This is a genomic window from Pseudomonas sp. JUb52 (genome assembly GCF_004341115.1).
GTDB lineage: Bacteria > Pseudomonadota > Gammaproteobacteria > Pseudomonadales > Pseudomonadaceae > Chryseomonas > Chryseomonas oryzihabitans.
This window is the reverse complement of the sequence record NZ_SLYS01000011.1, coordinates 46,157-68,913: the sequence shown is the minus strand read 5'-3', so window position 1 is coordinate 68,913 and position 22,757 is coordinate 46,157. Positions and strand designations below refer to the sequence as shown.

General features: G+C 65.5%; 22 protein-coding genes and 1 pseudogene. 12 read left to right on the top strand and 11 right to left on the bottom strand.

Annotation, left to right across the window (positions count from 1 at the left end):
- Window positions 1-63: 63 nt before the first annotated feature.
- Genes EC839_RS18070 through EC839_RS18045 form a run of 6 tightly spaced genes read left to right on the top strand, consistent with a single transcriptional unit; the run spans window position 64 to window position 7,521 of the window.
- Window positions 64-588: a GspH/FimT family pseudopilin gene (locus tag EC839_RS18070; RefSeq protein WP_051119468.1), complete on the top strand. Its 525-nt coding sequence runs from the start codon at window positions 64-66 to the stop codon at window positions 586-588.
- Window positions 579-1,112 carry a type IV pilus modification protein PilV gene (gene pilV, locus EC839_RS18065; protein ID WP_039975920.1) on the top strand — a complete coding sequence of 178 codons (534 nt, stop codon included), beginning with the start codon at window positions 579-581 and terminating at the stop codon, window positions 1,110-1,112. Before EC839_RS18070 ends, pilV begins: the two co-directional genes overlap by 10 nt.
- Before the next feature lie 10 nt (window positions 1,113-1,122).
- Window positions 1,123-2,034: a PilW family protein gene (locus EC839_RS18060; protein ID WP_007161034.1), complete on the top strand. Its 912-nt coding sequence runs from the start codon at window positions 1,123-1,125 to the stop codon at window positions 2,032-2,034.
- A gap of 44 nt (window positions 2,035-2,078) precedes the next feature.
- Window positions 2,079-2,654, top strand: a complete 576-nt coding sequence (locus EC839_RS18055; protein WP_007161033.1) for a PilX N-terminal domain-containing pilus assembly protein — start codon at window positions 2,079-2,081, stop codon at window positions 2,652-2,654.
- A gap of 17 nt (window positions 2,655-2,671) precedes the next feature.
- Window positions 2,672-7,060, top strand: coding sequence for a pilus assembly protein (locus EC839_RS18050; protein WP_165904682.1), 4,389 nt, complete (start codon window positions 2,672-2,674; stop codon window positions 7,058-7,060).
- Between the two features lie 20 nt (window positions 7,061-7,080).
- Window positions 7,081-7,521: a type IV pilin protein gene (locus EC839_RS18045; protein ID WP_007161031.1), complete on the top strand. Its 441-nt coding sequence runs from the start codon at window positions 7,081-7,083 to the stop codon at window positions 7,519-7,521.
- Here EC839_RS18045 and EC839_RS18040 read toward each other — a convergent pair.
- A complete protein-coding gene (locus EC839_RS18040) occupies window positions 7,518-8,357 on the bottom strand; it encodes a DUF6502 family protein (protein ID WP_007161030.1) in 840 nt (279 codons plus the stop codon). The two genes, EC839_RS18045 and EC839_RS18040, sit on opposite strands and share 4 nt — an antisense overlap.
- 121 nt (window positions 8,358-8,478) lie before the next feature.
- Window positions 8,479-8,622 (bottom strand): hypothetical protein, encoded by a 144-nt coding sequence (locus EC839_RS24205; RefSeq protein ID WP_007161029.1) that lies wholly within the window; start codon window positions 8,620-8,622, stop codon window positions 8,479-8,481.
- 177 nt (window positions 8,623-8,799) lie between these two features.
- Here EC839_RS24205 and EC839_RS18035 point away from each other — a divergent pair, with 177 nt between their 5' ends.
- Window positions 8,800-9,900: a catalase family protein gene (locus tag EC839_RS18035; RefSeq protein ID WP_007161028.1), complete on the top strand. Its 1,101-nt coding sequence runs from the start codon at window positions 8,800-8,802 to the stop codon at window positions 9,898-9,900.
- Window positions 9,901-9,906: 6 nt separating this feature from the next.
- Here EC839_RS18035 and EC839_RS18030 read toward each other — a convergent pair whose 3' ends face one another.
- The gene (locus EC839_RS18030; protein ID WP_007161027.1) at window positions 9,907-10,539 is read right to left on the bottom strand and encodes a glutathione S-transferase family protein; all 633 of its coding nucleotides are present in this window, start codon (window positions 10,537-10,539) and stop codon (window positions 9,907-9,909) included.
- A gap of 127 nt (window positions 10,540-10,666) precedes the next feature.
- On the opposite strand from EC839_RS18030, the gene dbpA reads away from it, so the two are divergent.
- Window positions 10,667-12,040: an ATP-dependent RNA helicase DbpA gene (gene dbpA / locus EC839_RS18025; protein WP_007161026.1), complete on the top strand. Its 1,374-nt coding sequence runs from the start codon at window positions 10,667-10,669 to the stop codon at window positions 12,038-12,040.
- 434 nt (window positions 12,041-12,474) lie between these two features.
- Here dbpA and EC839_RS18020 read toward each other — a convergent pair whose 3' ends face one another.
- The 5 genes from EC839_RS18020 to EC839_RS18000 all read right to left on the bottom strand — a co-directional run bounded on the left by EC839_RS18020 (window position 12,475) and on the right by EC839_RS18000 (window position 16,007).
- A complete protein-coding gene (locus EC839_RS18020) occupies window positions 12,475-13,347 on the bottom strand; it encodes an oxygenase MpaB family protein (RefSeq protein WP_007161025.1) in 873 nt (290 codons plus the stop codon).
- A 3-nt stretch (window positions 13,348-13,350) separates the two neighbouring features.
- Entirely contained in the window at window positions 13,351-13,938 is a 588-nt protein-coding gene (locus EC839_RS18015) for an NUDIX domain-containing protein (protein WP_007161024.1), read from the bottom strand.
- A 114-nt stretch (window positions 13,939-14,052) separates the two neighbouring features.
- On the bottom strand, window positions 14,053-14,700 hold the full coding sequence (locus tag EC839_RS18010) for a TIGR04211 family SH3 domain-containing protein (protein WP_007161023.1): 648 nt from the start codon (window positions 14,698-14,700) through the stop codon (window positions 14,053-14,055).
- A 235-nt stretch (window positions 14,701-14,935) separates the two neighbouring features.
- A complete protein-coding gene (locus EC839_RS18005; protein WP_007161022.1) occupies window positions 14,936-15,148 on the bottom strand; it encodes a hypothetical protein in 213 nt (70 codons plus the stop codon).
- 22 nt (window positions 15,149-15,170) lie between these two features.
- The gene (locus tag EC839_RS18000) at window positions 15,171-16,007 is read right to left on the bottom strand and encodes a CDP-diacylglycerol diphosphatase (RefSeq protein ID WP_237709559.1); all 837 of its coding nucleotides are present in this window, start codon (window positions 16,005-16,007) and stop codon (window positions 15,171-15,173) included.
- Between EC839_RS18000 and EC839_RS17995 the strand changes: the two genes are divergently transcribed.
- Entirely contained in the window at window positions 16,006-16,272 is a 267-nt protein-coding gene (locus EC839_RS17995) for a DksA/TraR family C4-type zinc finger protein (RefSeq protein WP_007161020.1), read from the top strand. The genes EC839_RS18000 and EC839_RS17995 overlap by 2 nt on opposite strands.
- A gap of 83 nt (window positions 16,273-16,355) precedes the next feature.
- Here EC839_RS17995 and EC839_RS17990 read toward each other — a convergent pair whose 3' ends face one another.
- A complete protein-coding gene (locus EC839_RS17990) occupies window positions 16,356-17,060 on the bottom strand; it encodes a glutathione S-transferase N-terminal domain-containing protein (RefSeq protein ID WP_007161019.1) in 705 nt (234 codons plus the stop codon).
- Window positions 17,061-17,202: 142 nt separating this feature from the next.
- On the opposite strand from EC839_RS17990, the gene EC839_RS17985 reads away from it, so the two are divergent.
- Together EC839_RS17985 and EC839_RS17980 are read left to right on the top strand one after the other, a co-directional pair.
- A complete protein-coding gene (locus EC839_RS17985) occupies window positions 17,203-17,952 on the top strand; it encodes an alpha/beta fold hydrolase (RefSeq protein ID WP_007161018.1) in 750 nt (249 codons plus the stop codon).
- A 3-nt stretch (window positions 17,953-17,955) separates the two neighbouring features.
- Window positions 17,956-19,002 (top strand): metal-dependent hydrolase, encoded by a 1,047-nt coding sequence (locus tag EC839_RS17980; RefSeq protein WP_132832946.1) that lies wholly within the window; start codon window positions 17,956-17,958, stop codon window positions 19,000-19,002.
- Between the two features lie 86 nt (window positions 19,003-19,088).
- On the opposite strand, the pseudogene EC839_RS25075 reads toward EC839_RS17980, so the two are convergent.
- Window positions 19,089-19,196 (bottom strand): annotated as a pseudogene (locus EC839_RS25075) (hypothetical protein); the annotation flags it as partial.
- Between the two features lie 168 nt (window positions 19,197-19,364).
- On the opposite strand from EC839_RS25075, the gene EC839_RS17970 reads away from it, so the two are divergent.
- Window positions 19,365-20,810 (top strand): PLP-dependent aminotransferase family protein, encoded by a 1,446-nt coding sequence (locus EC839_RS17970; RefSeq protein WP_177416767.1) that lies wholly within the window; start codon window positions 19,365-19,367, stop codon window positions 20,808-20,810.
- Here EC839_RS17970 and EC839_RS17965 read toward each other — a convergent pair.
- The gene (locus EC839_RS17965) at window positions 20,807-22,525 is read right to left on the bottom strand and encodes a diguanylate cyclase (RefSeq protein ID WP_132832945.1); all 1,719 of its coding nucleotides are present in this window, start codon (window positions 22,523-22,525) and stop codon (window positions 20,807-20,809) included. The two genes, EC839_RS17970 and EC839_RS17965, sit on opposite strands and share 4 nt — an antisense overlap.
- Between the last annotated feature and the right edge of the window lie 232 nt (window positions 22,526-22,757).

Below are 22,757 nucleotides of genomic sequence, written 5' to 3'. Positions count from 1 at the left end.
TATTGTCTGAATGCTCAAGGATGACGACTGAGTGCTGTCTCGCCGCGGAAGGAGATTCCCGGCTTGCGCTTTTCGCTTGGATACCCCGTCATGAAAAACAGGTCATTACGTCCCGCCCAGGGTTTTACCCTGATCGAGATGTTGGTAGTTGTCGCCTTGCTGGGCATCTTCTTGGCCATCGCCGCGCCCAGTTTTGCCGGTCTGATCCGCTCCAACAAGGTCCAGGCCGCTGCCGATGAGTTGGTAACGGTGTTGCAGTATGCGCGTAGCGAAGCCATCACCCGGGGGGTGACGGTAACGCTGACGGCTGATAGTGCGACCACCTGGAATGCCGGCTTCAACATCACGGCAGCAGGGCAGATACTCAGGCGTATCGACGCCGGCGGTTTGCAGAGTGGCATAACGGTGAGCTCGGGTGCCGCTCAGGCGAGCTTCAATGCGACCGGTGCTACCGGTGCCACGATCAATCAGTGTTTCACCCTTTGCCCAGTCGACCAGGCTGGGCAGTGCCGTTTCGTGGGTGTCAGCGTGACCGGACGGATCACCCAGCCATCCACTGACCGGCCCGTGACTGGGGAGTGCACGTGAGGAGGCTGCAGTCAGGCTTCAGCATGATTGAGGTGTTGGTCAGCGTCGTGCTGATCTGCGTGGGTCTGCTTGGCATTGCCGCCTTGCAGAGCAAGGCGGTGCCTTTTACTCAAGACTCCGTCCAGCGCAACGCTGCCATGATGCTGACCAATGACCTTCTGGAGCTCGTCCGCGCCAACCCGACAGCGGTCGACAGCTACCTCAAGGCGCCTAACGATGAATTCGCGAGTGCACCGGCAAGCTGTCGTCCGACCCCAGTCGCTGCGGCTGATCAGCTTGCCTGCTGGGCAGCCCAGGCCAGTGCGCTGCTGCCCGGTGCGGCGGATCTGCTGAGCAGTTCCTTTTATGTCTGTCAGAACGCGACCCCGGGTCCTGCGGGAGCGGCGGCGTCCTGTAAGGGAGGCAACTACCTCGAGATCCAGGTGGCCTGGGTCGCGCCGGTCGACAGCTGCCTGGACGGTGGTACTCCGACTGACAACGGTACCAGCTCCATCTGTACCTACCGTTTGCGAACCCGACTCTGAGGCCAGTTCAATGCTCAACCGCTTCGTGAACGCATCGGCCCGGCAACGTGGACTGTCCATCGTCGAGCTGATGGTTGCCCTGGCCATCAGCAGCTTTCTGATCCTGGGAATCACCCAGCTCTACATCAACAACAAGAAAACCTACCTGTTCCAGCAGAGCCAGGAGGTCAACCAGGAGAATGGCCGCTTCGCGCTGGCGCTGCTGAATCAGGAGCTGGCCAAGGCGGGCTATCGACGGCGACCGGATATCGCGGTCACCCAGGATTTTCCGGCTGACAGCGGAAGCTCGAATACCGGCAACGCCCTGGGTTGCAAGTTCGCGGCGGGTGCCTCGGTGACTGGCGATGCGACCAGTATCTGTATTCGTTACCAGGCGCGCGATGCGCGGGAAGTCGACTGCCGCGGTCAGGTGCTGAGTGCCCAGTCGAGCACCTTGGCCAACAACGCCGATACCCCTTACGAGTACTCCAATACCGCTCAGAACGCGGTGATCGTCGAGCGCTTTTCCCTGGCGACCGATTCGAACTTCACCACTGGGGCGGCCAACGAACGTCCAGGCGCCTTGGTCTGTGCGAGTAATCTGCTGGCCTGCGGCAATGGCGCCTGTACTCGGATCAAGGGTGATACCGGCACCGCTCAGCTCATCAGCGGTATTCGCGATCTGCGCTTCGACTATGGCGTCGGTGTCGACAAGAGCGTCTCCTCCTTTACCCTCACACCCGCTACCAGCTCGGCCACCTTGATCCGGGCGGTGCGCTATTCGGCGCTCTTGCAGTCAGTGGCCCGTGGATTACGAGATACCAGCGATACACCGCTCGTCCTGAGCCAGTGGAACCAGACCTATTCCACGACCTTTACCGGCAACGCCTATCTGTACCAGATCGCCCAGGACACCATTACCCTGAGGAACCTGATGCCATGACCTTTTCTCGATGCCACTCGGGAAGACGACAGCGTGGTGCGTCGTTGCTGATCGCGTTGGTGCTGCTCCTGCTGTTGACGATTCTGGCCCTGACCAGCCTGCGGGGCGTCACCCTGGAGTCACGGGTCATGGGCAATATCAAGCAGCAGCACAATCTGCAGAGCGCCGCCGAGACCGCACTCAGGGCCGGCGAGGGCGTGATCGGCAGAGCCGTTGCCGCGCCGGACCTGGCAAGCACCTGTACCGTGACCTTCTGCATTCCCTATCAGCTGCGCAACAACGCCTACCTGAACGCCGGAGGTGCCGCCCTGGGTAGCGAGACGATCGGCAAGCTCAGCGTACCTCTGGGGTACATGACGCCGCTGTTCCGTAACGGCGACCCGAGCGCCACCCTGGATGGCTACAGCATCCTGAACTCAGGCACCACGGCGGAAACGCCCAATGCCCGCTGGTACGTGGTTGATCTGGGGCCGCTGGATAGCGGTAGCGAGAACAACTGCGCCCTGACCGGGTGCGGCACGCGCTACTACGAGGTGGACAGCTGTGCGGGTGCTGGCTGTGCGAACGATCAAGTTGGCCAGCGGATCACCTACCGCTCGGTCATGGCCAAGAGCTTCTAATGCGCGAGGACGCGTCGATGAACGTTCAAACCGGTCGTCACGGTTGGATAGCGCTGCTGGCAGCCCTGGTCTTCTCCAGCCTGGCACAGGCCACCACGACCTTTCCCAGCCAGTCGCCCCTGTTCGTGAGCCAGGCGGAGCCGCCCTTGGCGATGTTGGTATTGGGCAAGGATCATTCGCTGTTTTTCGAAGCTTACAACGATGCCAGCGATATCGACGGCGATGGCGTACTGGATCTGAAGTTCAAGCCGGCCATTGCCTACTACGGTCTCTTCGACTCGACCCTGTGCTACAGCCATTCCGGTGGTAGCGGCAACGGCGACAAGTTCACCCCCATCGGGAAGGCCGTCAGCAATAGCGCCGGGACCTATGCCACCTGCTCGGGGAGCTGGTCCGGCAACTGGCTCAACTACGTCACCACCAGTCGCATCGATGCCTTGCGCAAGGTGCTCTATGGCGGCTATCGACAGCTCGACGATACCTCCCAGACCGTCCTGCGGCGGGCCTACATTCCGCAGGATGGCCACTCCTGGGCCAAGGAGTACACCAGCGTCGCCGTCGATGGCTACGACATCGCCAATTTCACGCCCCTGAGTGCGCCTGCCAACGGCACCCGATTGTTCTTCGGCAACGTGACCATGACTGCCGGCACCAACTGCAGTGTCTTGAGTTCCTGCAGTAACCTGCCGCCGTTGTTGTCCGTGGTCAAAACTGCGGATACCACCACAAGGGTCTGGGATTGGGCGTCTTCGGAATCTCCGGTGCTCAACAACAACACCTACGGTAGGGGTACCCGTACCAACTACACCGTACAGGTAGCGGTCTGCACGACTGACTATCACGACAACGACTGCCAGGCCTATCCAAACGGGCAGTACAAACCGGTCGGATTGCTGCACGACTTTGGCGCTGACGACGCCATGCTTTTCGGCTTGTTGACGGGCAGCTACAACAAGAACATGTCCGGTGGCGTGCTGCGCAAGGTCGTATCCAGGTTCAGCACTGAAGTGAACGCCAATACCGGGGTCTTCAGCGCCAATGCCACCATCGTCAGAGCCCTGGATGCGTTGCGCATTCGCGACTACAACAATGGTGGCAATGGCAGTGCCTATCGGCGTGGCAGTTACCGGACGGGCATCATGCCGGAAGGCAATTTTCCCGATTGGGGTAACCCCATCGCCGAGATGATGTACGAAACGTTGCGTTATTTCGCCGGCAAGGCTGCGGCGACCGCGGCCTTTACCGGAAACAACAGCGACACCGGGCAGAATGAAGACGCCAACGTGGGGCTTCCCCAGCCGGCGTGGGACAACCCCTATGCCAGCAACAGCGCAGCCAATGCCCACTGGTGCGCCAAGCCCAACATGCTGGTGATGAGCAACGTCAACGTCTCCTACGACTCGGATCAGTTGCCCGGCAGTGCCTTTGCGTCCTTCAGCGGCGATCTCAGCGGTCTTGATGTCAGCGCTCAGGCCAGGGCCATCAGTGCCCTGGAGCCCTCGGTGGCCGGTCAGCGTTACATTGGTGCGGTAGGCAGCAACGAGGACTATGCGCCTACCGCCAAGACGGTCACGACTCTCGCCAACATCCGCGGCTTGGCACCTGAAGAACCCACCAAGCAAGGCAGCTACTATTCGGCCTCTGTGGCTCGCTATGGCGCGAACACCGATTTGAACAGCGCCTCGGGCGATCAGAAAACCAATACCTACGTTGTCGCCCTGGCATCCTCCCTGCCGAAGTTCGAATTCAACGTTGGCGGCAAAACCGTTTCCCTGGTGCCCTTTGCCAAGACCATCAACGGTGTCGGCACCAATCGAAGCAGGGGTAACTACCAGCCCACGGACGCCATCGTCGATCTGTACGTCGAATCCTACAGCAGCACAGGCGCAGTCTTTCGCGTCAACTACGAGGCCGATGAACAGGGCAACGATTTCGATAGTGACGTTATCGTCAAGTACGACATCAGCGTAGCCAGCGGTCAGCTAAAGGTGGTGGTGACCCCTACGGCCCAGTCCACCGGCAGTAACCAGAACCTGGGTTACGTGATTTCCGGGACCAATCGTGACGGAGCCTATCTCGTCACCCAGGACAAAAACGCCAGCCTCAAGTACTTCCTCAACGTACCGCCAGGCCAGGATGCCGGTTACTGCAACTACAGCTCCGAGGCGAGCATGGCGGCTTCCTGTGCCCAACTGCCTTGGATCAATGGAAACCCAGCGGCCAGTACCCAGCTGTTCACGCCGGGCAATACGGCGGCTACCACGCTCAACAATCCGCTGTGGTTCGCCGCCAAATATGGCATCGCCGGACGCGATACGACGGGGATCGTTGGCGATCCGGATAACTATTTTCTGGTCACCAACGCCGCGAGACTGAAAAGTCAGTTGCGCGCTGCGTTGAGTCAGATCTTGCAGAACAACAATTCCGTGGCAGCGCCGGCGGTGTTGCCCTCCCTGAGCACCAGCAGTGGCACGACCACCAACTATGACACCTATGCCACGGGTCTAAACGTGACGTACTGGAGCGGCGAGCTGACCAAGACGACAGTGGCTATCGGCACTGCCAACGGTGCTACGAACAAGACGACCACTACAGTCTGGAAGGCCAGTACAGTGATGCCCGCCTGGACCGACCGCACCATTCTGATTCCTGCGGTTCCCGGTACGGGAACGGGGTTACGTTCGTTCACCTACAAGAATCTTGCGGACCGTACCTACGACGGCAAGCCCCTGCAAACCAATCTGGACGCCGATAAGGTCGATTTCCTCAAGGGCGATGCGTCCAAAGAATCTTCCCTCTATCGCAAGCGCTCGTCCTTGTTGGGCGACATCGTCAATTCCGCGCCTGCAGTGGCCAGTGGCGCCCAGTACCTGACCAGTGCTGCCAATGCGCTGGAAGGCGCCACGGGTGACTATGCAACCTTCAAGGCTACCCAGGCACGTGTTGCGCCCATGGTCTACGTCGGTGCCAATGACGGCATGTTGCATGGTTTCAATGCCAATACGGGTAAAGAAACCTTCGCCTTTATCCCCACGGCGGTGATTCCCAACCTCTATCAGTTGGCCCGTTCTACCTATAACGACGCCTCCGCTTCGCTCCATACCTACTATGTGGACGGTTCGCCCGTCATTGCCGACGTCTTTTTCGGACAGCAATGGCGCAAGGTTCTGATCGGCACTTTGCGTGGAGGCGGTAGAGAGGTCTTCGCGCTGGATATCACCGATCCGACATCGCCCAAGTTGTTATGGGAGTTCACCGGGGCGGACATTCGCACCAACCCTGCCAACGGCAGCGCGCAAGGGGTAACGAACTCGCGTAGCGACTCCACGCTGGGCAACAGTTTCGGTACTCCGCTGGTGGTTCGATTGCACACGGGGCAGTGGGCAGTGCTGTTTGGCAATGGCTATGACGGTAACGGCCGCAAGGCCGCGCTTTATGCATTGAACGTAGCGGATGGCTCTGCCATCGGCAGCAACTTTCCACTGGTTGTCGAAGCCGGCAGCAAGAGCAACGGTTTATTCAACCTGAAGTCTCTGGACGTCAACTCTGATGGTATCGCCGACTATGTCTACGGCGGCGACCTGCAGGGTAATCTGTGGCGGTTCGATCTGGTCGCCGACGGTAACCTCACGAGCTCGGCACGCGCCTCGGACTTCAAGGTTTCCTTTGGTGGTAGTCCGCTCTACCAGGCAAGGAGCCGTGACAAGAACGGTACCGTCCAACCCATCACGGCGCCGCCGTCGCTGGTTCGTCATCCATCCGGCCGAGGCTTTGTGGTGATGTTCGGCACCGGCAGCTATTTTTCCCTGGAAGACAAGTCGTCCACCGACCTGCAGAGTATCTATGGCATATGGGACAAGAATGTCGCCACGGTCTCTACCTCCAATGCCGCAGCCACTACGCCGACGCTCAATCGCGCCTCTTTGCAACAGCAAGCCTTTTCCCAAGAGAGCTCTCTGAGCGGCAAGGCCGTGCGAGTACTCAGCAACAACAGCGTGAACTGGTCTGCGGCAAGTGGCTGGTATCTCGACCTCGCCTACGGTGGCGTCCAGCTCGGCGAGCGTATGGTTGATCCCATGACAGCCAGCGGTCAGGCGCTATTTTTCAGCACTATCACGCCCAACAGTGAAGTCTGTGCAGCAGGGATCTCTGGCTGGACCTATGCGGTGGATCCAAGTTCGGGAGGGCGCACGACGTTCAATGTGTTCGACCTCAATGGCGATGGCGTGGTCAACGCTGCGGACAGTTCGAATGATACGGTGATCTCTGGATTCGACATGCCTGCAGGAGGAACTACGCTCTCGGGTAGCCAGCTGGGCAGTACGGACGCCAACTTGACCACCATCAATAAGGGCCCTCAGGCATCGGGCCGGCAAACCTGGCGGGTAATACCGCAACCTCAATGAGTTCGGGAGACAAACTCAGCATGACCAGTACCCGGGGCTTTACCCTGATCGAGCTGATGATCACCGTTGCCATCGTTGGCATCCTGGCCGCGATCGCCTATCCGAGCTACCAGAACTACATCCTGCGCAGTCATCGTTCTGAGGGCATGGCGCTGCTCAGCGAGGCAGCGGCTCGGATGGAGCGTTATTACGCGCAGAACAGCACCTATGCCACGGCGTCCCTTAAGGGCTTGGGCCTGACTAGCGACGATAAAGCCACATCTCTGGACTCATCGAACAAGTATTACTCCCTAAGTCTTGGTACCCCTACAGCCACTACCTACAACCTGAGCGTGGCGCCGCGGAACGCGCAGACCAAGGACAGCTGCGGGACCTTGACACTGGATTCCACCGGCCTGCGCGGTGCAGCAGGCACGACCGCAGACAAGGACGCTGCGACCGTTACCAACTGCTGGCGCTAATCCTCCCGTCCCTGCACCAGGCCGGCATCCCTGTCCTGTTCCACGCGATAGCCGCCGAAGCCCAGGGTGACCCGCTGGGTGGCGTCGGCCTTGCCGGCGTCGCGGGCTTCGTGTTCGACCACCAGGCGGTTGAGGCGGTTGAGCAGGTGCATGGATTCGTCGTAGGCGGTGCGATAGAGGCTGAGCGTGGAATCCTCGGTCAGGTTGTGGCCGTAGACCACGTGAAAGGTGAAGTCCGGCGCAGCGCGGTCCTGCAGGTAGAGGCGCTCGAAGCCGGCCAGCAGGTCGCCGGTGAAATGGGCCAGCAGCCGCCCTGCGCCTTCCTGGCTCTCGGTGCCGCGCAGCAGCGAACGGGGGGTGAGCACCACCCGGTCTTCCTCGTCGAGGCGGGCATAGCCCTTGCGCAGCCATTCATCCAGCACGGTACGGGCGCGCACGTCGCTGCCGACGCTGGCGACCAGGGCGTCGAAACTCTGTTCGCCGCCACGGCGCTGAGTGCGGGGGAGGGGGCGCAGATTGCCCTCGGCATCGAGCAGATCCAGTCGTGAGGTCCAGGCGCTGAGCACCTGCCATTCCAGGCTGGGCGTGCAGGGCGTACGTTCCGGGCTGGCCTCGCGCAGGGCGCGGACCTCGCGGCGCGGCAGGCCGGTCAGCACCGAGATGCGGCTGTCGGAATTGGGCTTGTCGCGCAGCGGTTCGAAATCCTGGGCGACCTCAAAGTAGGTCTGGCGCAGCAGGCGATCGAAGGTCTGGTAGGTCACGCCGGAGGCGATGGCGATACGCACCAGCCGACCGATCAGGCTACGCAGAAGCAAGGGTACCTTGGTGGAAAGCATGGGGGACTCGACACGGCAGACGCCTGCCCATCTTCGCGGCGCCTTGAGCGCCCGTCAAACCGGCCGGTCACAAAGTGTCGCGGACGCCGCTCAGGCTGTCGTCCGCGGGGCAGGGCCGTGGCTAGCCAGGAGTGCCCGATTCGGTCGCGCCGGCCACGTCCGGATCGTCCGGAAACTCTTCCGGCTCCATGTCCGCATAGGGCAGCTCTTCGGGCGGTGGGGTGTTGCTGGGATTGTCGTAGGTCTTCTGGTCGGCGTCGCTCATGGTGGCTCTCCGGGGTGGGTGTGGAGATATCGAACCCCTCTGGGCGGGGCCGTTCCCGAGCGGCTGTCGACAGTGACCTCGTGTCGGCCGGGTGGCCAGCGCTCGAACGTCGTTAGCGCGATAACGGTCTATCGGTTGACCGTCTCATCCGAACGACGGCGCCCGAGGAGTCCCGTGATGACCACGCCTACCGCTGTCCACCCGCTGCCGTTCCAGCCCGCCTTCGAGCAGGTGCCGGATGATGAAGCCGAAACCGTTCGCGAGATGGTCGCGGCCATGAGAGACATCACCGAGACCACCTACGCCAACGGCGGCCATGCCATCCGCAGCGTGCACGCCAAGAGCCATGGCCTGCTCACGGGTCGAGTGACGGTGCTGGACGGCCTGCTGCCGGCCTATGCCCAGGGCGCCTTCGCCGTACCGGGCAACTATGCCGCGGTGCTGAGATTCTCGACCAATCCGGGCGACATCCTGGCCGACAGCGTCTCCACCCCGCGGGGTCTGGCGCTCAAGCTGATCGACGTGCCGGGCGAGCGCCTGCCCGGTAGCGAAGGCCAGGTGACCCAGGATTTCGTCATGCAGAACGCCCCGGCCTTTACCGCGCCGGATCCCAAGACCTTTCTCAAGACGCTCAAGCTGCTGGCCAAGACCACCGACCGCGGTGAGGGCCTGAAGAAGGTGGCGTCAGCGGTGCTGCGCGGCACCGAGAAGGTGGTGGAAGCCTTTGGCGGCGAAAGTCCGACGCTGAAGAGCCTGGGTGGCCACCCGGAGACCCATCCGCTCGGCGAAACCTTCTACACCATGGTGCCCTTTCTCTACGGCCCCTATTTCGCCAAGCTCAGCGTGGTCCCGGTGGCGCCCGAGCTGACCGCCCTGACCGACGCGCCGGTCGAGGTCAACGACAAGCCCGACGGCCTGCGCGAGGCGGTCAATGCCCATTTCGCCCGGCACGGCGGCGTCTGGGAGATCCGCGTGCAGCTGGGCGTCGATATCAAGCAGACACCTATCGAGGACGCCTCGGTGGTCTGGCCGGAAGACCTCAGTCCCTATGTGACCGTGGCGCGCCTGGAGGTCCAGCCGCAACCGGCCTGGAACGAGGCGCGCTCGCGCGAAGTGGACGACGGCATGGTGTTCAGCCCCTGGCATGGCCTGGCTGCGCACCGCCCGCTGGGCGGCATCATGAGATCGCGGCAACCGGCCTACGAGATGTCGTCGCACTTTCGCAGCGAGCGCAACGGCTGCCCGTTGCACCATCCGCGCGGACCGGTGGAGCTGTAACGCGGCTCAGTTAAGCGTGGCGAGCTCGGCGTCGTCGAGTTCGCGGGCGCGTACCGCCGCCGAGCGGGACACCAGCCCGGCGACATAGCGCTCGAAGTGCGGACGCTTCTCGATGGTGCCGAAGGCCATGCCCCAGGCGAGATGGGCGCCGACATAGACGTCGGCGGCGGTGAAGCGGTCGTCCACCAGGTATTCACCGGGGGCCAGGGCGGCGTCGAGGGTGTCGAGCACCTCGGCGAGACTGCCATAGCCCACCGCGCCGCGCTTTTGCGGATCCTCGGGCAGGACGACGCCCAGCGCCTGGTTGGTGGTGGCCGCCTCCAGCGGACCGGCGGCAAAGAACAGCCAGCGGTAGTAGGCACCGCGCGCCGGATCGCTCAGCGGTGGGGCGAGCCCCGCAGCGGGAAAGGCGTCGGCGAGATAGGCGCAGATGGCGGCGGTCTCGGTCACCACGGCGGCGCCATGGCGCAGCGCCGGCACCTTGCCCATGGGGTTGATGGCGCGATAGGCCGGGGATTTCATCGCCGGCCCGTAGTCGATCCGTTGCACCTCGTAGGGTTGTCCGAGCTCCTCCAGCAGCCAGCGCACGATGCGTCCGCGCGACATGGGGTGGGTATAGAGCACAGGCCGGTCGAACATGGTGAAGCTTCCTTGAGTTGTCGTACCCCTTAGCATAGGTAGGCCCTCATCCAGCGTCCATTCGCAGGAGAGCCGGTACCCTTCTGCTAAACTGGTAAACCTTTACCAGCCGTTTCAAAGGACTCCCGTGCCCTCATCCTTCGATTCCCTGCCGCTGGCCGAGGCCATGCAGGCCAATCTGGCCGAACTCGGCTACCTGAGCATGACGCCCATCCAGGCGGCCAGCCTGCCCATCATTCTCAAGGGCCAGGACCTCATCGCCCAGGCCAAGACCGGTTCGGGCAAGACGGCCGCCTTTGGCATCGGCTTGCTGACGGGACTCAATCCGCGCTATTTCGGCTGTCAGGCGCTGGTGCTCTGTCCGACCCGCGAACTGGCGGACCAGGTGGCCCGCGAACTGCGTCGCCTGGCGCGCACCACGCCCAACATGAAGATCCTGACCCTCTGTGGCGGCATGCCGCTGGGGCCGCAGATCGCTTCCCTGGAGCATGGCGCCCAGGTGATCGTCGGCACCCCGGGGCGGGTGCAGGAGCACCTGCGCAAGGGCACCCTGGTGCTGGACGGCCTCAACGTCGCGGTGCTCGATGAAGCCGATCGCATGCTCGACATGGGCTTCATCGACGCCATCGCCGACATCCTCAGCCAGACGCCGGCACGGCGGCAGACGCTGCTGTTCTCGGCGACCTATCCGGAAGGCATCGAGCGCCTGGCCCAGGACTATCTGCGGGCGCCGCTGCGCATCAGCGTCGAGAGTCAGCACAGCGAGACGCAGATCCGCCAGCGCTTCTACGAGATCGCCGCCCAGGATCGCCTGGCCGCCGTGGTGCGCCTGCTCCGGCACCATCGCCCGGCCAGCGCCGTGGCCTTCTGCCAGACCCGCCAGCAATGCCAGGAGGTGGTCGAGGCGCTGCATGCCCAGCGTATCTCCGCGGCCGCCCTGCATGGCGATCTGGAGCAGCGCGAGCGCGACCAGGTGCTGGCGATGTTCGCCAACCGCAGTCTCTGCGTGCTGGTGGCCACCGACGTGGCGGCCCGCGGCATCGACGTGGCCGGCCTGGAGGCCGTGATCAACGTGGAGCTGTCCCGCGATCCGGCGGTGCACGTGCACCGCATCGGTCGCAGCGGGCGGGCGGGTGAGCAGGGCCTGGCGTTGTCCTTGGTGGCGCCGGCCGAGGCCAGCCGCGCCCAGGCCATCGAGGTGCAGCAGGGCTCGCCGCTGGATTGGCAGCCCCTCGGTGCGCTGCGCGACACCCCGGAGCCGCTGGTACCGGCCATGCACACCCTGGCCCTGGCGGCCGGCAAGAAGGACAAGCTGCGCCCCGGCGACATCCTCGGCGCCCTGACCGGCGACGCCGGCCTGCCCGGTGCAAAGATCGGCAAGATCACCCTGTTCGACAACCAGGCCTATGTCGCCGTGGAAAGAGACATCGCCCGCCAGGCGCTGCAGCGGCTGAGCGAGGGCAAGATCAAGGGCCGCTCGATCAAGGTGCGGATGTTGTAGGGCGGTCTATCTCGGCCTTGGCGGTCCGCCGATGCGGCCGCTCCTACGAATAGGTTGGATACCTATAGTAGCGTGGAAAACGGCGCAGCCTTTTCCACTAGGACTTCGTCGCGAGGCGCGCCCTCACCCCAACCCTCTCCCAAGGGGATAGGGGGCTATCCAGGCAGCACCGTAGCGTGGAAAACGGCGCAGCCTTTTCCACTGGGACTTCGCCGCGAGGCGCGCCCTCACCCCAACCCTCTCCCAAGGGGATAGGGGGCTATCCAAGCAGCACCGTAGCGTGGAAAACGGCGCAGCCTTTTCCATTGGGACTGCGTCGCGAGGCGCGCACTCACCCCAAACCCTCTCCCAAGGGGAGAGGGGGTCGTCCGAATGCCTAGGTGTACCTCGGGCTGTTGGGCTTCGACGGTGGAGCCGTCTCGACCACACCTGCTTCAGCCCTCGATCCCCATCCGCCGTCTGGCGCGATGGGAAGAGCCGTTGCGCACGGCCCAGCGCAGCACCGGGGCGGTAGCGCCTATGCCCGTGCGAATCAGCTGCCGTTGCAGCGGGCCCTGGTGGAAACCCAGCTCCGCGCTGGCCCAGTCGGGCAAGAGGTCGATGCCGGCCTGCATCATCAGGGCTCCAAAGGGCTTGGCCAGGGCGCTGGGCGCGGGCGCCTGCAGCAATACCCGGCAGACCTCGCGGCTGCGCGCGTCGCACACCAGCTGCGGACGGATCGCCTGGTAGTAGGCGGCTATCTCCGCCCGCGAACGGGGCACGTCCGTCGCGCCCAGGCGTTCGGCGACAAGGGCGATCTCGGCGTAGTAGCGATCCTGTTCGGCCCCCGGCAACCGGGGATCGAAATAGCGCAGATAGGCCGCCAGGAAGTGACTGACCTCGGCCACATGGACCCAGGTCAGCAGCGCCGGGTCTTCGGCGCTGTAGGGGCGGCCGTCGGCGGCCTGGCCCTGGATATGCCGGTGGATGGCCTTGACCCGGGCGATCAGTCGCTCGGCATCGCCACGGCTGCCAAAGGTGGTGGCGGCGATGAACTGACCGGTGCGTCTCAGGCGGCCGAGCATGTCTTCGCGAAATTTCGAATGGTCCCAGACCCCGGCCAGGGCCAGCGGGTGCAAGGTCTGCATCAGCAGCGCGGCGATACCGCCGATCAGCATGCAGGTGAAGTCGCTGTGGACCCGCCAGGGTACGCTGCCAGGCCCGAACAACCCGGGGTCGCCCGGCGGCTGCTCATAGTCGACCTCGCCCAGGGCCAGTCCGGTAAGGCTCATCACCTGCTGCTCGATACGGCTGCGGATCCGCTCCATGGACTAGCGCGGCAGCAGATAGAGCGCCGCGTACTGCAGCAGCATGATGGTCTTGCCATCCAGCAGCCGGCCGTCGCGCGCCATGGCCAGGGCCTCGTCGAAGGGCAATTCCAGCAGCTCGATGTCCTCGCCTTCCTCGTGCAGTCCACCACCGTCGGCGATGCGCTGGTCGGCGCGGTATTCACCGGCGAAGAAGTGCAGCAACTCGGTCACCGAGCCGGGACTCATGAAGGCGTCGAACAGGTGCTGGACGTTGTCCAGGCGGTAGCCGGTCTCTTCCTCGACCTCGGCCTTGATGCGCGCTTCGGGGGCGGCCGCGTCGAGCAGGCCGGCGGGGGTCTCCACCAGCAGGCCGTCGTCCAGGCCGTTGCCCAGGGTCGGCAGGCGGAACTGGCGAATCAGCAGCACGGTACGCCGCTCGCGGTCGTACAATAGGATGGTGGCGCCGTTGCCGCGGTCGTAGGTCTCCCGGGTCTGGCGTTGCCAGCTGCCGTCGCGGCGCAGGTAGTCGAAGGTGGTCTTCTTCAGCAGGCCCCAGTCCTGGGAAAGGGTCTCGACCTGCTGGATGCGAATGCGGGAGGTGTCAGGCATGGGGGCTCGTCTGGACAGGAGGCGTCGGGTCACGGTAGCAGAAGCGCTGCCTCCTTGAGGCAGGCGCCGTGACCCCGGGTTCCGTCCAGCCGCGAGAAGGGCTGGCCCCGACCTTTAGAACCAGCGGTCGTTCTTCTTGCGACCCCGGGTCATGGACGGCAGGATCAGGCCGGCCAGCAGGCCCGCGCCGGCGATGCTGCCGCCATAGACCATGTACTGCATCAGCGCCTGCTTGTTCTCGTTGCCGAGCTTGGCCTGGGTGCTGCGCAGTTCGGACTGGGCCTGGGTGAGCTGGGCGTCGAGGTCCTTGCGGCGGCTCTCCAGTTCGTCGATCTGCTTCTTGCGCGAATCCAGGGTCTCCTGCATGCCCTGGACGCGATTCTTCCAGCTGTCATCGATGGTCTTGAGCTGCCCGCTCAATTCGGCCACCTGCTGTTCCAGTTGCGGCATGCGCTCGGCCTGGCCGGGTTTGTCCTGCAGGTCGCTGCTGGGAATCCACACAGTGCTGCCGCCTTCGCCGCGCACCTGGCTGTAGTCGCCCTGGGTGCTGATCAGCTCGACCTTCTGCCCGGACTTGAGGGTGCCGACGATACGGTAGCCATCGGTGGGGCCACTGCGGACATAGGTGGTCAGGCTGTCGCTGACCCAGCGGGCAGTGCCTTCCTGGGCCATGGCGGTGCCGGCCAGGGAAGCGAGGGAGGCGGCCAGGCAGAGGCCGAGATGCGGTAGGCGGGACAGCAGGCGAGATGGGGATATGGGCATGATCGGGTCTGTATGCATGAGCTGAAAAGATGAAGGCCGTGATGAACAAGCCGGATTATTGTGGGGCAGTACCCTAGCAAGCCGCCGCGATCTATCCGCCAACCCGTAGCGCCCTCTGTTCGAGACGGTGAAGCAGTTCAAGCTTTGGCGGCGGAAAGCGACGGCCAGTGTCATCTTGCCGCCATGCGGCAGGCGGTAAAAGCGGCAAAGCCGTTCAGGATCTTGCGGCGGCGGTTCAGAGCCGATGGAGCAGATCCAGACTCAAGGCCGCGAGCGCACCCAGGCCGGCGCAGCCGAAGGCCAGGGCCTTGCCCCACCAGCGTTTCCAGGCGATCGCGCCGGCCACCATGCCCACCCCGCAGAGGAGCAGGCCGGACTTGAGATAGAAGTCGGACCAGGCGAGCAGCTGATCGATGAAGTCGAAGAGGTCTTGGAATTCCTGCGGCATCAGGCCTCCTGGCGCGCTGGCGCTATTGAGTCGCCGGGGCCGCGGTCGTTCCCTGGCAGTCTGCTGCCAACAGCCGTTCCGCAGAGCCCTGGTCGCCTGGCTGGCTGCCTGCGCGACCGGCCAGCAGCAGGAACTGGCGGCTGGCGTCCCGGCTCGGCAAGGCCACCACCGCCAGTGACAGCCGTGGATCCGGCAGCGGATAGGGCGGCCGGCTGGCCAGGGCCTGGAAGAAATCCGCGGCCATCAACTGGGTCTCGCTCAGCCGCCGCGCCTGATAGCGACTGCCCGCCAGCGCCTCGGGCAGCGCGCGCCAGTGTTCGTCCAGAGCGGGCGCCAGCCGCCAGAGCTGCGCGCGCACCTCGGGCCGCAGGCAGGCCAGGTGCACATGCAGCTGATCCTGGCTGCGCCCACTGGGGGCATTGAGGGCCAGGGCGATCCGCTCGTCCGCCACCGGTGCCCGGCTCCAGGCGCTCAGGTACCAGCGCTGGCGCCAGGCCAGGCCGAACCAGTTGGGTTGGCCGGGCTGCCACAGCGCCGGACTCTCCAATCCGCGCAGCGGGCGCAGGGGCACCAGGATGAAATGCTGTCGCTCACCCGGCGCGCGCAGCACGGCGAAGCCGGGATCCTCCACCACCTGGCGACAGGGCGCCACGAGCCCGGTGAGCCGGGCATTGGGCACGCAGAGCCCGGTCGTGACCTGGCGCAGCAGGTCGCGGCTGGCACAGCCCGTCAGCGCCATGCCCAGCATCAGCAGCGACAGCAGACGCCGCCACGACGAGCGGGCGTTGGTCGGCAGCGAACAACTCCGTGAGCTGCGCTTCCAATGGGTATCAGAGCAATGCAGCGGGAGATCAGCCATGGCCAATGGGTGGGCCGGAGACGGCGCGGTTCAGGAACAGATCGACAGCACGGTGGACGATGCGGTGCAGCGCGCCCGCAGCCGTCTGCATCGGGGCGCGAGCCTCACCCATTGCGAGGAGTGCGGCGACGCCATCCCCGAAGCACGCCGTCAGGTGGTGCTGGGCGTGCGCCTGTGCATCCGCTGCCAGTCCGAGCAGGATGCCGAAGATCAGCGCGCCGGCGGCTACAACCGGCGGGCGAGCAAGGACAGTCAGTTGCGCTAGGGGCAGAGCGGTCTGCATCGGTATGAAGACCGCACCGTTCTCCAGCCATTGCCAGTGCAGTTGCCGTCGGTCATCAGCAGGCATCAGGGTGCTGCCGGAATCTGCAGGCCGCGTTGCACCGCCGGACGGGCGAGAAAGACCTCCAAGACGCGCCGGACTTCGGGGAAATCCTGGAAGCCGACCAGATCGGCCACTCCATAGACCTCCAGCAGGGCGCGGACCCAGGGGAAGGTGGCGATGTCGACGAGGCTGTAGTCCTGGCCCAGCATCCAGGCACGGCCCTTGAGCTGGCCATCCAGTACGCCGAGCAGGCGCCGGGCTTCGGCCACATAGCGCTCGCGCGGTCGCGGATCTTCGATCTCCCTGCCGGCGAACTTGGTGAAGAAACCGAGCTGGCCGAACATGGGGCCGATGCCGCCCATCTGGAACATTAGCCACTGGATGGCCTGGTAGCGCCGCGCCGGATCCTCCGGCAGCAGGCGCCCGGTCTTTTCCGCGAGATAGAGCAGGATGGCGCCGGATTCGAACAGCCCCAGGGGTTCGCCGCCAGGGCCGTCGGGGTCGAGGAGGGCGGGGATCTTGTTGTTGGGGCTCAGGGAGAGGAATTCCGCGGTGTGCTGGTCGTTCTGGCCGAAGTCGATGCGATGCACCTCGTAGGGCAGGCCGAGTTCTTCCAGCAGGATGGCGACCTTGACGCCGTTGGGCGTGGGCAGCGAATAGAGTTGTAGGCGCTCGGGATGCCGGGCGGGCCAGCGGTGGGTGATGGGAAAGTGCGACAGATCGGCCATGGTGGACTCCTGGCAAGGGGGCGGTTCTGGGTGAGACCGGCCGGCGCGGCCCGGGTTGCCAGGCCTCGAGCGAAGCGGAACTTAGCGCGATGCCCACCTCTCCATCTGAGGAGTGCCTTCCGCCCCGCACCGAGGATTTCCCATGCTTCCCCACAGCCAGCAGGGCAGCGGTTCGCCCACCTTCGTGCTCATGCACTTTCTCGGTGGCTCGCACCGTACCTGGTTTCCCACCGCCCCCTACCTGGATGGCGAACACCGCTGCGTGGCGCTCAATACGCCGGGCTTCGGCGATGCCGCTAAGGTCGAGGGCTACAGCGTGGCCGAGATGGCCGATCAGGTGGATGCCAGCATCCGCGCCCTGGGTCTTACGCGTTGCATCCTGGTCGGCCATTCGATGACCGGCAAGGTGGCCGTGGTGCTGGCGGCGCGGCGACCGGAATATCTGGTCGGGCTGATCCTGGTAGCGCCTTCGCCGCCCGGACCGCAGCCCATGAGCGAGGCGGATCGCGATGCCCAGCGCGCCTATGGCAAGAGCCGGGCGGAAGCCGAGGCCTTCGTCGACGAATCCAGCGCCCACCGCCTGCCCGATGCCATCCGCGAGGTGGTGATCGCCGATGCCCAGCGGCTGAATCTGCAGGCCTGGCGCGCCTGGGTCGATCACGGCAGTCGTGAGGACTGGAGCGATCGGATCGACACCCTGGACTATCCGGTGCTGCTGGTCTGCGGCGCCGACGACCAGCAGGTGCCGGGGCCGGACGAGCAGCGCCGCACCACCCTGGCGGCCTTTCCCAACAGCCGCCTGGAGGTCATTCCCGGCGCCGGCCACCTGATGCCGCTGCAGACGCCCCAGGCCCTGGCGCGGCTGATGCTCGACTTCGCCCGGGAGCTCTGACCGGTGGATTCGCTGACCCAGGCCGTGCTCGGCGCCACCGTCCAGACCGCACTCCTGGGTCGCTGGCAGGGGCGGCGCGCCATCCTCTATGGCGCCGCCCTGGCCACCCTGCCGGATCTCGATGTGGTCATCGACTACGGCGATGCGGTCAAGGAGATGACCTATCACCGCGGCTTCAGCCATTCGCTGTTCGTGCTGACCGGACTGGCGCTGTTGCTGACGGGGATCTGCGGTCGCTGGCGCGATCCCGGTTGCAGCCAGGGACGCCTGTTCCTGACGCTCTGGCTGGTGCTGGTCACCCATCCCTTGCTGGATGCCTTCACCACCTATGGCACCCAGTTGTTTTGGCCGCTGCCGACGACCCCGGTGGCCTGGTCCAGCGTCTTTATCATCGATCCGCTCTATACCCTGCCGCTGCTGGTGGCGGTGCTGGCTGGGCTGCTGGTCGGCCCGCGCGGACGCTCGCCGCGACTGACCGTGGCGGCGCTGGCGTTGTCCACCGTCTATCTGGGTTGGACCCTGGTGGCCAAGTACGCCGCCGAGCGCCAGGTGCGCCAGGTACTGGCGGCCCAGGGGCAGGCGGATGCCCGCCTGTTCAGCGCGCCGCTGCCGTTCACCAGCCTGCTCTGGCGGGTCATGGTGGATGACGGACCCGAGCGCTACCGGGAGACCTGGGTGGGACTGTTCGACGATCGCCCACCCGCCTTGATCCCGCTGCCACGGGGTGGCGAACTGGCGCCGATCCTCGCCGATTCGTCGGCCGAGCAGCGGCTGCGCTGGTTCACCGATGACTGGCTGCGTTACGACCGCCTGGGCAACGACCTGGTGGTGACCGATCTGCGCCTGGGCGCCACCGGCTACCACAGTTTTCGTTTCGTCCTGGCTCAGCGCGAGGCGAGCGGTTGGCGACTGGTCGCCGAGCCGTCGTTGTGGCCGCGCGAGCGAGGGGGCCGCGAACAGCTGGCGGTGGTCTGGCGCAGACTCTGGCATCCGGAGCTGCCATCGCCAGTGGCGGACTGGGCCGCGCGACTGTCGCGCCTGCCGGACTGACGCCAGGCCTCCAGCAGCAGTCGCCACCAGGGGCGCTGGGCCTCGCGCAGGGCGGTATGGCGGTCCAGGCCGACATCGGCCAGTTCCCGGTCGGTAAGCTCCGGTAGGACGCGGCGGGTAGTCAGCTGGCGCTGGAACAGTAGCCAGCAGCCGCTGGCGCGCGTCTGGTCGTGAAGGCTGGGGTCTCTGGGCATGGCGTCTCTCCTGGGCTGTCTCCATGCTCCGCCGCCGGCCGCTTCAGGGGCAGGTCCAGGCCGGCGGGTTGTCCGCCATACAGCTGCCTTACAGCGCTCAGCTGTATGGTGCACGGCGTGGCCATCTGTATGGCGCGCGCTGCCTGTCTGCGCCGCTATAGTCCGGGCATGAATCGCTATCAGCTGTTGGCCGATGCCCTCGGCCGCCGTATCGAGCAGGGCCTCTATCGACCGGGCGAACGCCTGCCGTCGGTGCGCGTCCTGGCCCAGGAGCACGGGGTCAGTCTGGCCACGGTGCAGCAGGCCTATCGGCTGCTGGAAGACCGCGGCCTGGTGGAGCCCCGGCCCAAGTCCGGCTATTTCGTCCGCCTGGAGCGACGCGCCATCGAATTGCCGCGGGTGACCCGGCCGGCGCGCTGGCCGGTGGAGGTATCCGGCTGGGAACCGGTGCGGGAGCTGATGACCTCCACCCCGGATTCGGTGCGGGTGCAACTCGGCCGCGGCCTGCCGGATACCGAGGCGCCGACCCTGGCCCCCTTGCTCGCCGGCATGGCACGCCTGGCGCGGCGGCCGGGCAATGCCGGGCTATCCTACGACAGCATCCAGGGCGTGGCGGCGCTGCGCGAACAGGTGGCGCGGCTGCAGCTGGACGCCGGCTGCGTGCTCACCGCCGATGACATCGTCATCACCAGCGGCGCCCACGAGGCGCTGGCCATCGCCCTGCGCGCCACCTGCCAGGAGGGCGACATCGTCGCGGTGGATTCGCCGACCTTTCACGGGGTGATGCAGACCCTCAAGGGCCAGGGGCTCAAGGCGCTGGAAATTCCTACCGATCCGCGTACCGGCATCAGCCTGCCGGCGCTGGAGCTGGCCCTGGAGCAGTGGCCGGTGCGGGCCATCCAGCTCACCCCCAGCTGCAACAACCCCCTGGGCTACTGCATGCCCGAGGCGAACAAGCGCCAGCTGGTGGCCCTGGCGCGCAAGCATGACCTAGCGGTAATCGAGGACGATGTCTACGGCGACCTGCTCTACAGCTATCCCCGGGGCCGGGCGCTCAAGGCCTTCGACGAAGACGACCGGGTGGTGCTCTGCAGTTCCTTTTCCAAGACCCTGGCGCCGGGTCTGAGGGTCGGCTGGGTGGCGCCCGGGCGCTATGCCGAGCGCATCCTGCACCTCAAGTACATAGGCACCGGCTGCACCGCGCCCCAGCCGCAACTGGCCATCGCCGAATTCATCGCCGCCGGTCACTACACCGTGCACGTCCGGCGCATGCGCGCCCAGTACCAGCGCAATCGCGACCTGATGAGCGCCTGGGTGCAGCGCTACTTTCCTGCCGGTACCCGGGTCAGCCAGCCCCAGGGCAGCTTCCTGCTATGGGTCGAGTTGCCCGAGGCCTGCGACAGCCATCGACTCAATCGCGAGTTGCTCGCCCAGAGCGTGCAGATCGCCTGCGGCAGCATCTTTTCCGCCTCGGGCAAGTACCGTAACTGTCTGCGCCTGAACTATGCCCAGGCCCAGCGTCCAGGGATCGAGGAGGGTGTGCGGCGCGTGGGCGAAGCCGCCTGCCGACTGCTCGACGAAGCGCTGCCGCGGTCGCTGGCGATGCTGGCTTAGCCGAGTTCGGCGATCTCGCTGCAATTGCGCCCGCGATGCTTGGCCCGGTAGAGGGCGGCATCGGCTTGCGCCAGCAAGCGGACCTGGACGCCTTCCGCCAGGCGCGGCGTCACCGCCACGCCGAAGCTGGCGGTGACCGGCAACGCCTCGGTCGGGCCGACGGCGAAGGGCGTCTCGGCGATGCCCTGGCGCAGGCGCTCGGCCAGTGCCAGGGCATCCGCCGGCTGGGCCACGTCGGCGAGCACGGCGAACTCCTCGCCACCGATCCGGGCGATGCGATCGCCAGGGCGCAAGAGCTCGCGGCAGCGCTGCGCCAGCTGCTGCAGCAGCAGATCGCCGGCGGCATGGCCGTAGGTGTCGTTGATGCGCTTGAAGTGATCGACATCGAAGGCGATCGCCGCCAACTGCCCGGGCGTGCTGGTCACCCCCTGCGCCAGCTCGCGTTCGAAGGCGCGGCGATTGGCCAGACCGGTGAGGTAGTCGGTCTCCGCGCGGATGCCCAGTTCGGCGATCAGGGCGTCACGCTCCTGGCGGAGTCGGTCGGCCTGCAGCAGTTCGTCCTCCAACTGGGCGAAGGCGGCGAACAGGGTGCGCGGATCGTCTTCGGCCACCGTCCCGAGCGGTCGGGCGCGCCGGCTGAGGCTGAGCAGCCGCTGGGTATTGGCCAGCAGCGGCGTCAGCAGGCGCAGCTTGAGCAACAGCAGGCCGGTGCCCAGTGCCAGCAGGATGCCCACCGCCGCGGCGATGGTCAGCAGCAGCCGCAGCTGGGCCTCGCGCGCCAGGGCATCGGCTTCCTCGCGGGCCAGGCTCAGGGCTTCGTCACGCAACTCCAGGATGCTGACCATGGTCGGGACATAGCCCTGGGCGAAGCTGGCCGCACTGGGCGCCGTGCCGGTCGCCAGGGCGGCGAGGGTCTGGTGGTACCAGTCCAGGCCTTCGCCCAGGTAGCGCTCCTGCACCTGCACGAAACGATCACGTTCGGGGCGACCGGGGGCCAGATTGAGATTGCTGCGCAGGAGGTCCATCAGCTGGTTGATGCGGCCCTGGGTCTGCAGCAACTGGACCTGTTCCGCGCCGCTGGGCAGGCGCTGCGCCTGCAGCGCCGGGGTCAGCAGCGAGCCCAGGCGTCCGGCGGTGTCGCGCAGGCGCGCGGCCAGCTTGGCATTGACCAGGTAGATGGCCACGGCCGGGCTGCGCTGGATGAGGTCGTGCAGGGTGAGGTCGGCGGTGATGAAGTTGCTGTCGAGGGCGCGGAACATGCCCTGGACCACGGTGGCGATGTCCTGGGGCGCGGGATCGTCGGGCGTGGCCTGGAGGCGCTGGTCGACCCGGGCACGCGCCTGCAGCAGCGCCTGATAGCCGTTTGCCGCCTGCTCGGCGGTCACGCTGCATTGCTGGCATCCCTGCAGCAGGTCTTGCAGGCGGGCGAAGCGCTGATCGCTCAGGGCTCGGGCGCGCGCCAGCTCACGGCTATCGCCGCCGCGACCGCCGAGCAGGGCATTGGTCGGGCCGCGCTCGGCGGAGACGGCTTCCACCAGCCGCAGCGCCTCTGCGTAGACCGGCAACTGATCCCGGGTCAGGCGCATGCCTGTCGAATTCTCATGGGCCTGCCGCACGAGCAGGGCCATGCCGCAGGCAGTGGCGAGCGAGGTCACCACCAGCAAGGCATTGATCAGTCGATTGAGGTGAACGGTCAGCAGAAAACGGCCAGACATCAGGCGACACCGAAGCGAGCATGCCCAGGAGGCGAGCCGATTCCGGACAGCGGGGGAGTCAGGCTCTCAAGGTGCGCCGATCTTAAAAGGTCTAGCTTTCAAAACGTATACAGGCGGGGGCGGGCGGATTGGTTATTGCGTAAACGGTCGTGCCGGGAGCACGAGTGGCATGGCGATCACGAAACCTTGTCAGGCAGACGAGGTAGTACCCACCCTCTACACTGGCTCTTTC

Excerpts from the sequence above, each read along its gene's own strand:
- EC839_RS18060 (WP_007161034.1), top strand. The coding sequence starts at position 1,123 with ATGCTCAACCGCTTCGTGAACGCATCGGCCCGGCAACGTGGACTGTCC.
- EC839_RS18050 (WP_165904682.1), top strand. The coding sequence starts at position 2,672 with ATGAACGTTCAAACCGGTCGTCACGGTTGGATAGCGCTGCTGGCAGCC.
- EC839_RS18045 (WP_007161031.1), top strand. The coding sequence starts at position 7,081 with ATGACCAGTACCCGGGGCTTTACCCTGATCGAGCTGATGATCACCGTT.
- EC839_RS18040 (WP_007161030.1), bottom strand. The coding sequence starts at position 8,357 with ATGCTTTCCACCAAGGTACCCTTGCTTCTGCGTAGCCTGATCGGTCGG.
- EC839_RS24205 (WP_007161029.1), bottom strand. The coding sequence starts at position 8,622 with ATGAGCGACGCCGACCAGAAGACCTACGACAATCCCAGCAACACCCCA.
- EC839_RS18035 (WP_007161028.1), top strand. The coding sequence starts at position 8,800 with ATGACCACGCCTACCGCTGTCCACCCGCTGCCGTTCCAGCCCGCCTTC.
- EC839_RS18030 (WP_007161027.1), bottom strand. The coding sequence starts at position 10,539 with ATGTTCGACCGGCCTGTGCTCTATACCCACCCCATGTCGCGCGGACGC.
- EC839_RS18020 (WP_007161025.1), bottom strand. The coding sequence starts at position 13,347 with ATGGAGCGGATCCGCAGCCGTATCGAGCAGCAGGTGATGAGCCTTACC.
- EC839_RS18015 (WP_007161024.1), bottom strand. The coding sequence starts at position 13,938 with ATGCCTGACACCTCCCGCATTCGCATCCAGCAGGTCGAGACCCTTTCC.
- EC839_RS18010 (WP_007161023.1), bottom strand. The coding sequence starts at position 14,700 with ATGCCCATATCCCCATCTCGCCTGCTGTCCCGCCTACCGCATCTCGGC.
- EC839_RS18005 (WP_007161022.1), bottom strand. The coding sequence starts at position 15,148 with ATGCCGCAGGAATTCCAAGACCTCTTCGACTTCATCGATCAGCTGCTC.
- EC839_RS17995 (WP_007161020.1), top strand. The coding sequence starts at position 16,006 with ATGGCCAATGGGTGGGCCGGAGACGGCGCGGTTCAGGAACAGATCGAC.
- EC839_RS18000 (WP_237709559.1), bottom strand. The coding sequence starts at position 16,007 with ATGGCTGATCTCCCGCTGCATTGCTCTGATACCCATTGGAAGCGCAGC.
- EC839_RS17990 (WP_007161019.1), bottom strand. The coding sequence starts at position 17,060 with ATGGCCGATCTGTCGCACTTTCCCATCACCCACCGCTGGCCCGCCCGG.
- EC839_RS17985 (WP_007161018.1), top strand. The coding sequence starts at position 17,203 with ATGCTTCCCCACAGCCAGCAGGGCAGCGGTTCGCCCACCTTCGTGCTC.
- EC839_RS17970 (WP_177416767.1), top strand. The coding sequence starts at position 19,365 with ATGAATCGCTATCAGCTGTTGGCCGATGCCCTCGGCCGCCGTATCGAG.
- EC839_RS17965 (WP_132832945.1), bottom strand. The coding sequence starts at position 22,525 with ATGTCTGGCCGTTTTCTGCTGACCGTTCACCTCAATCGACTGATCAAT.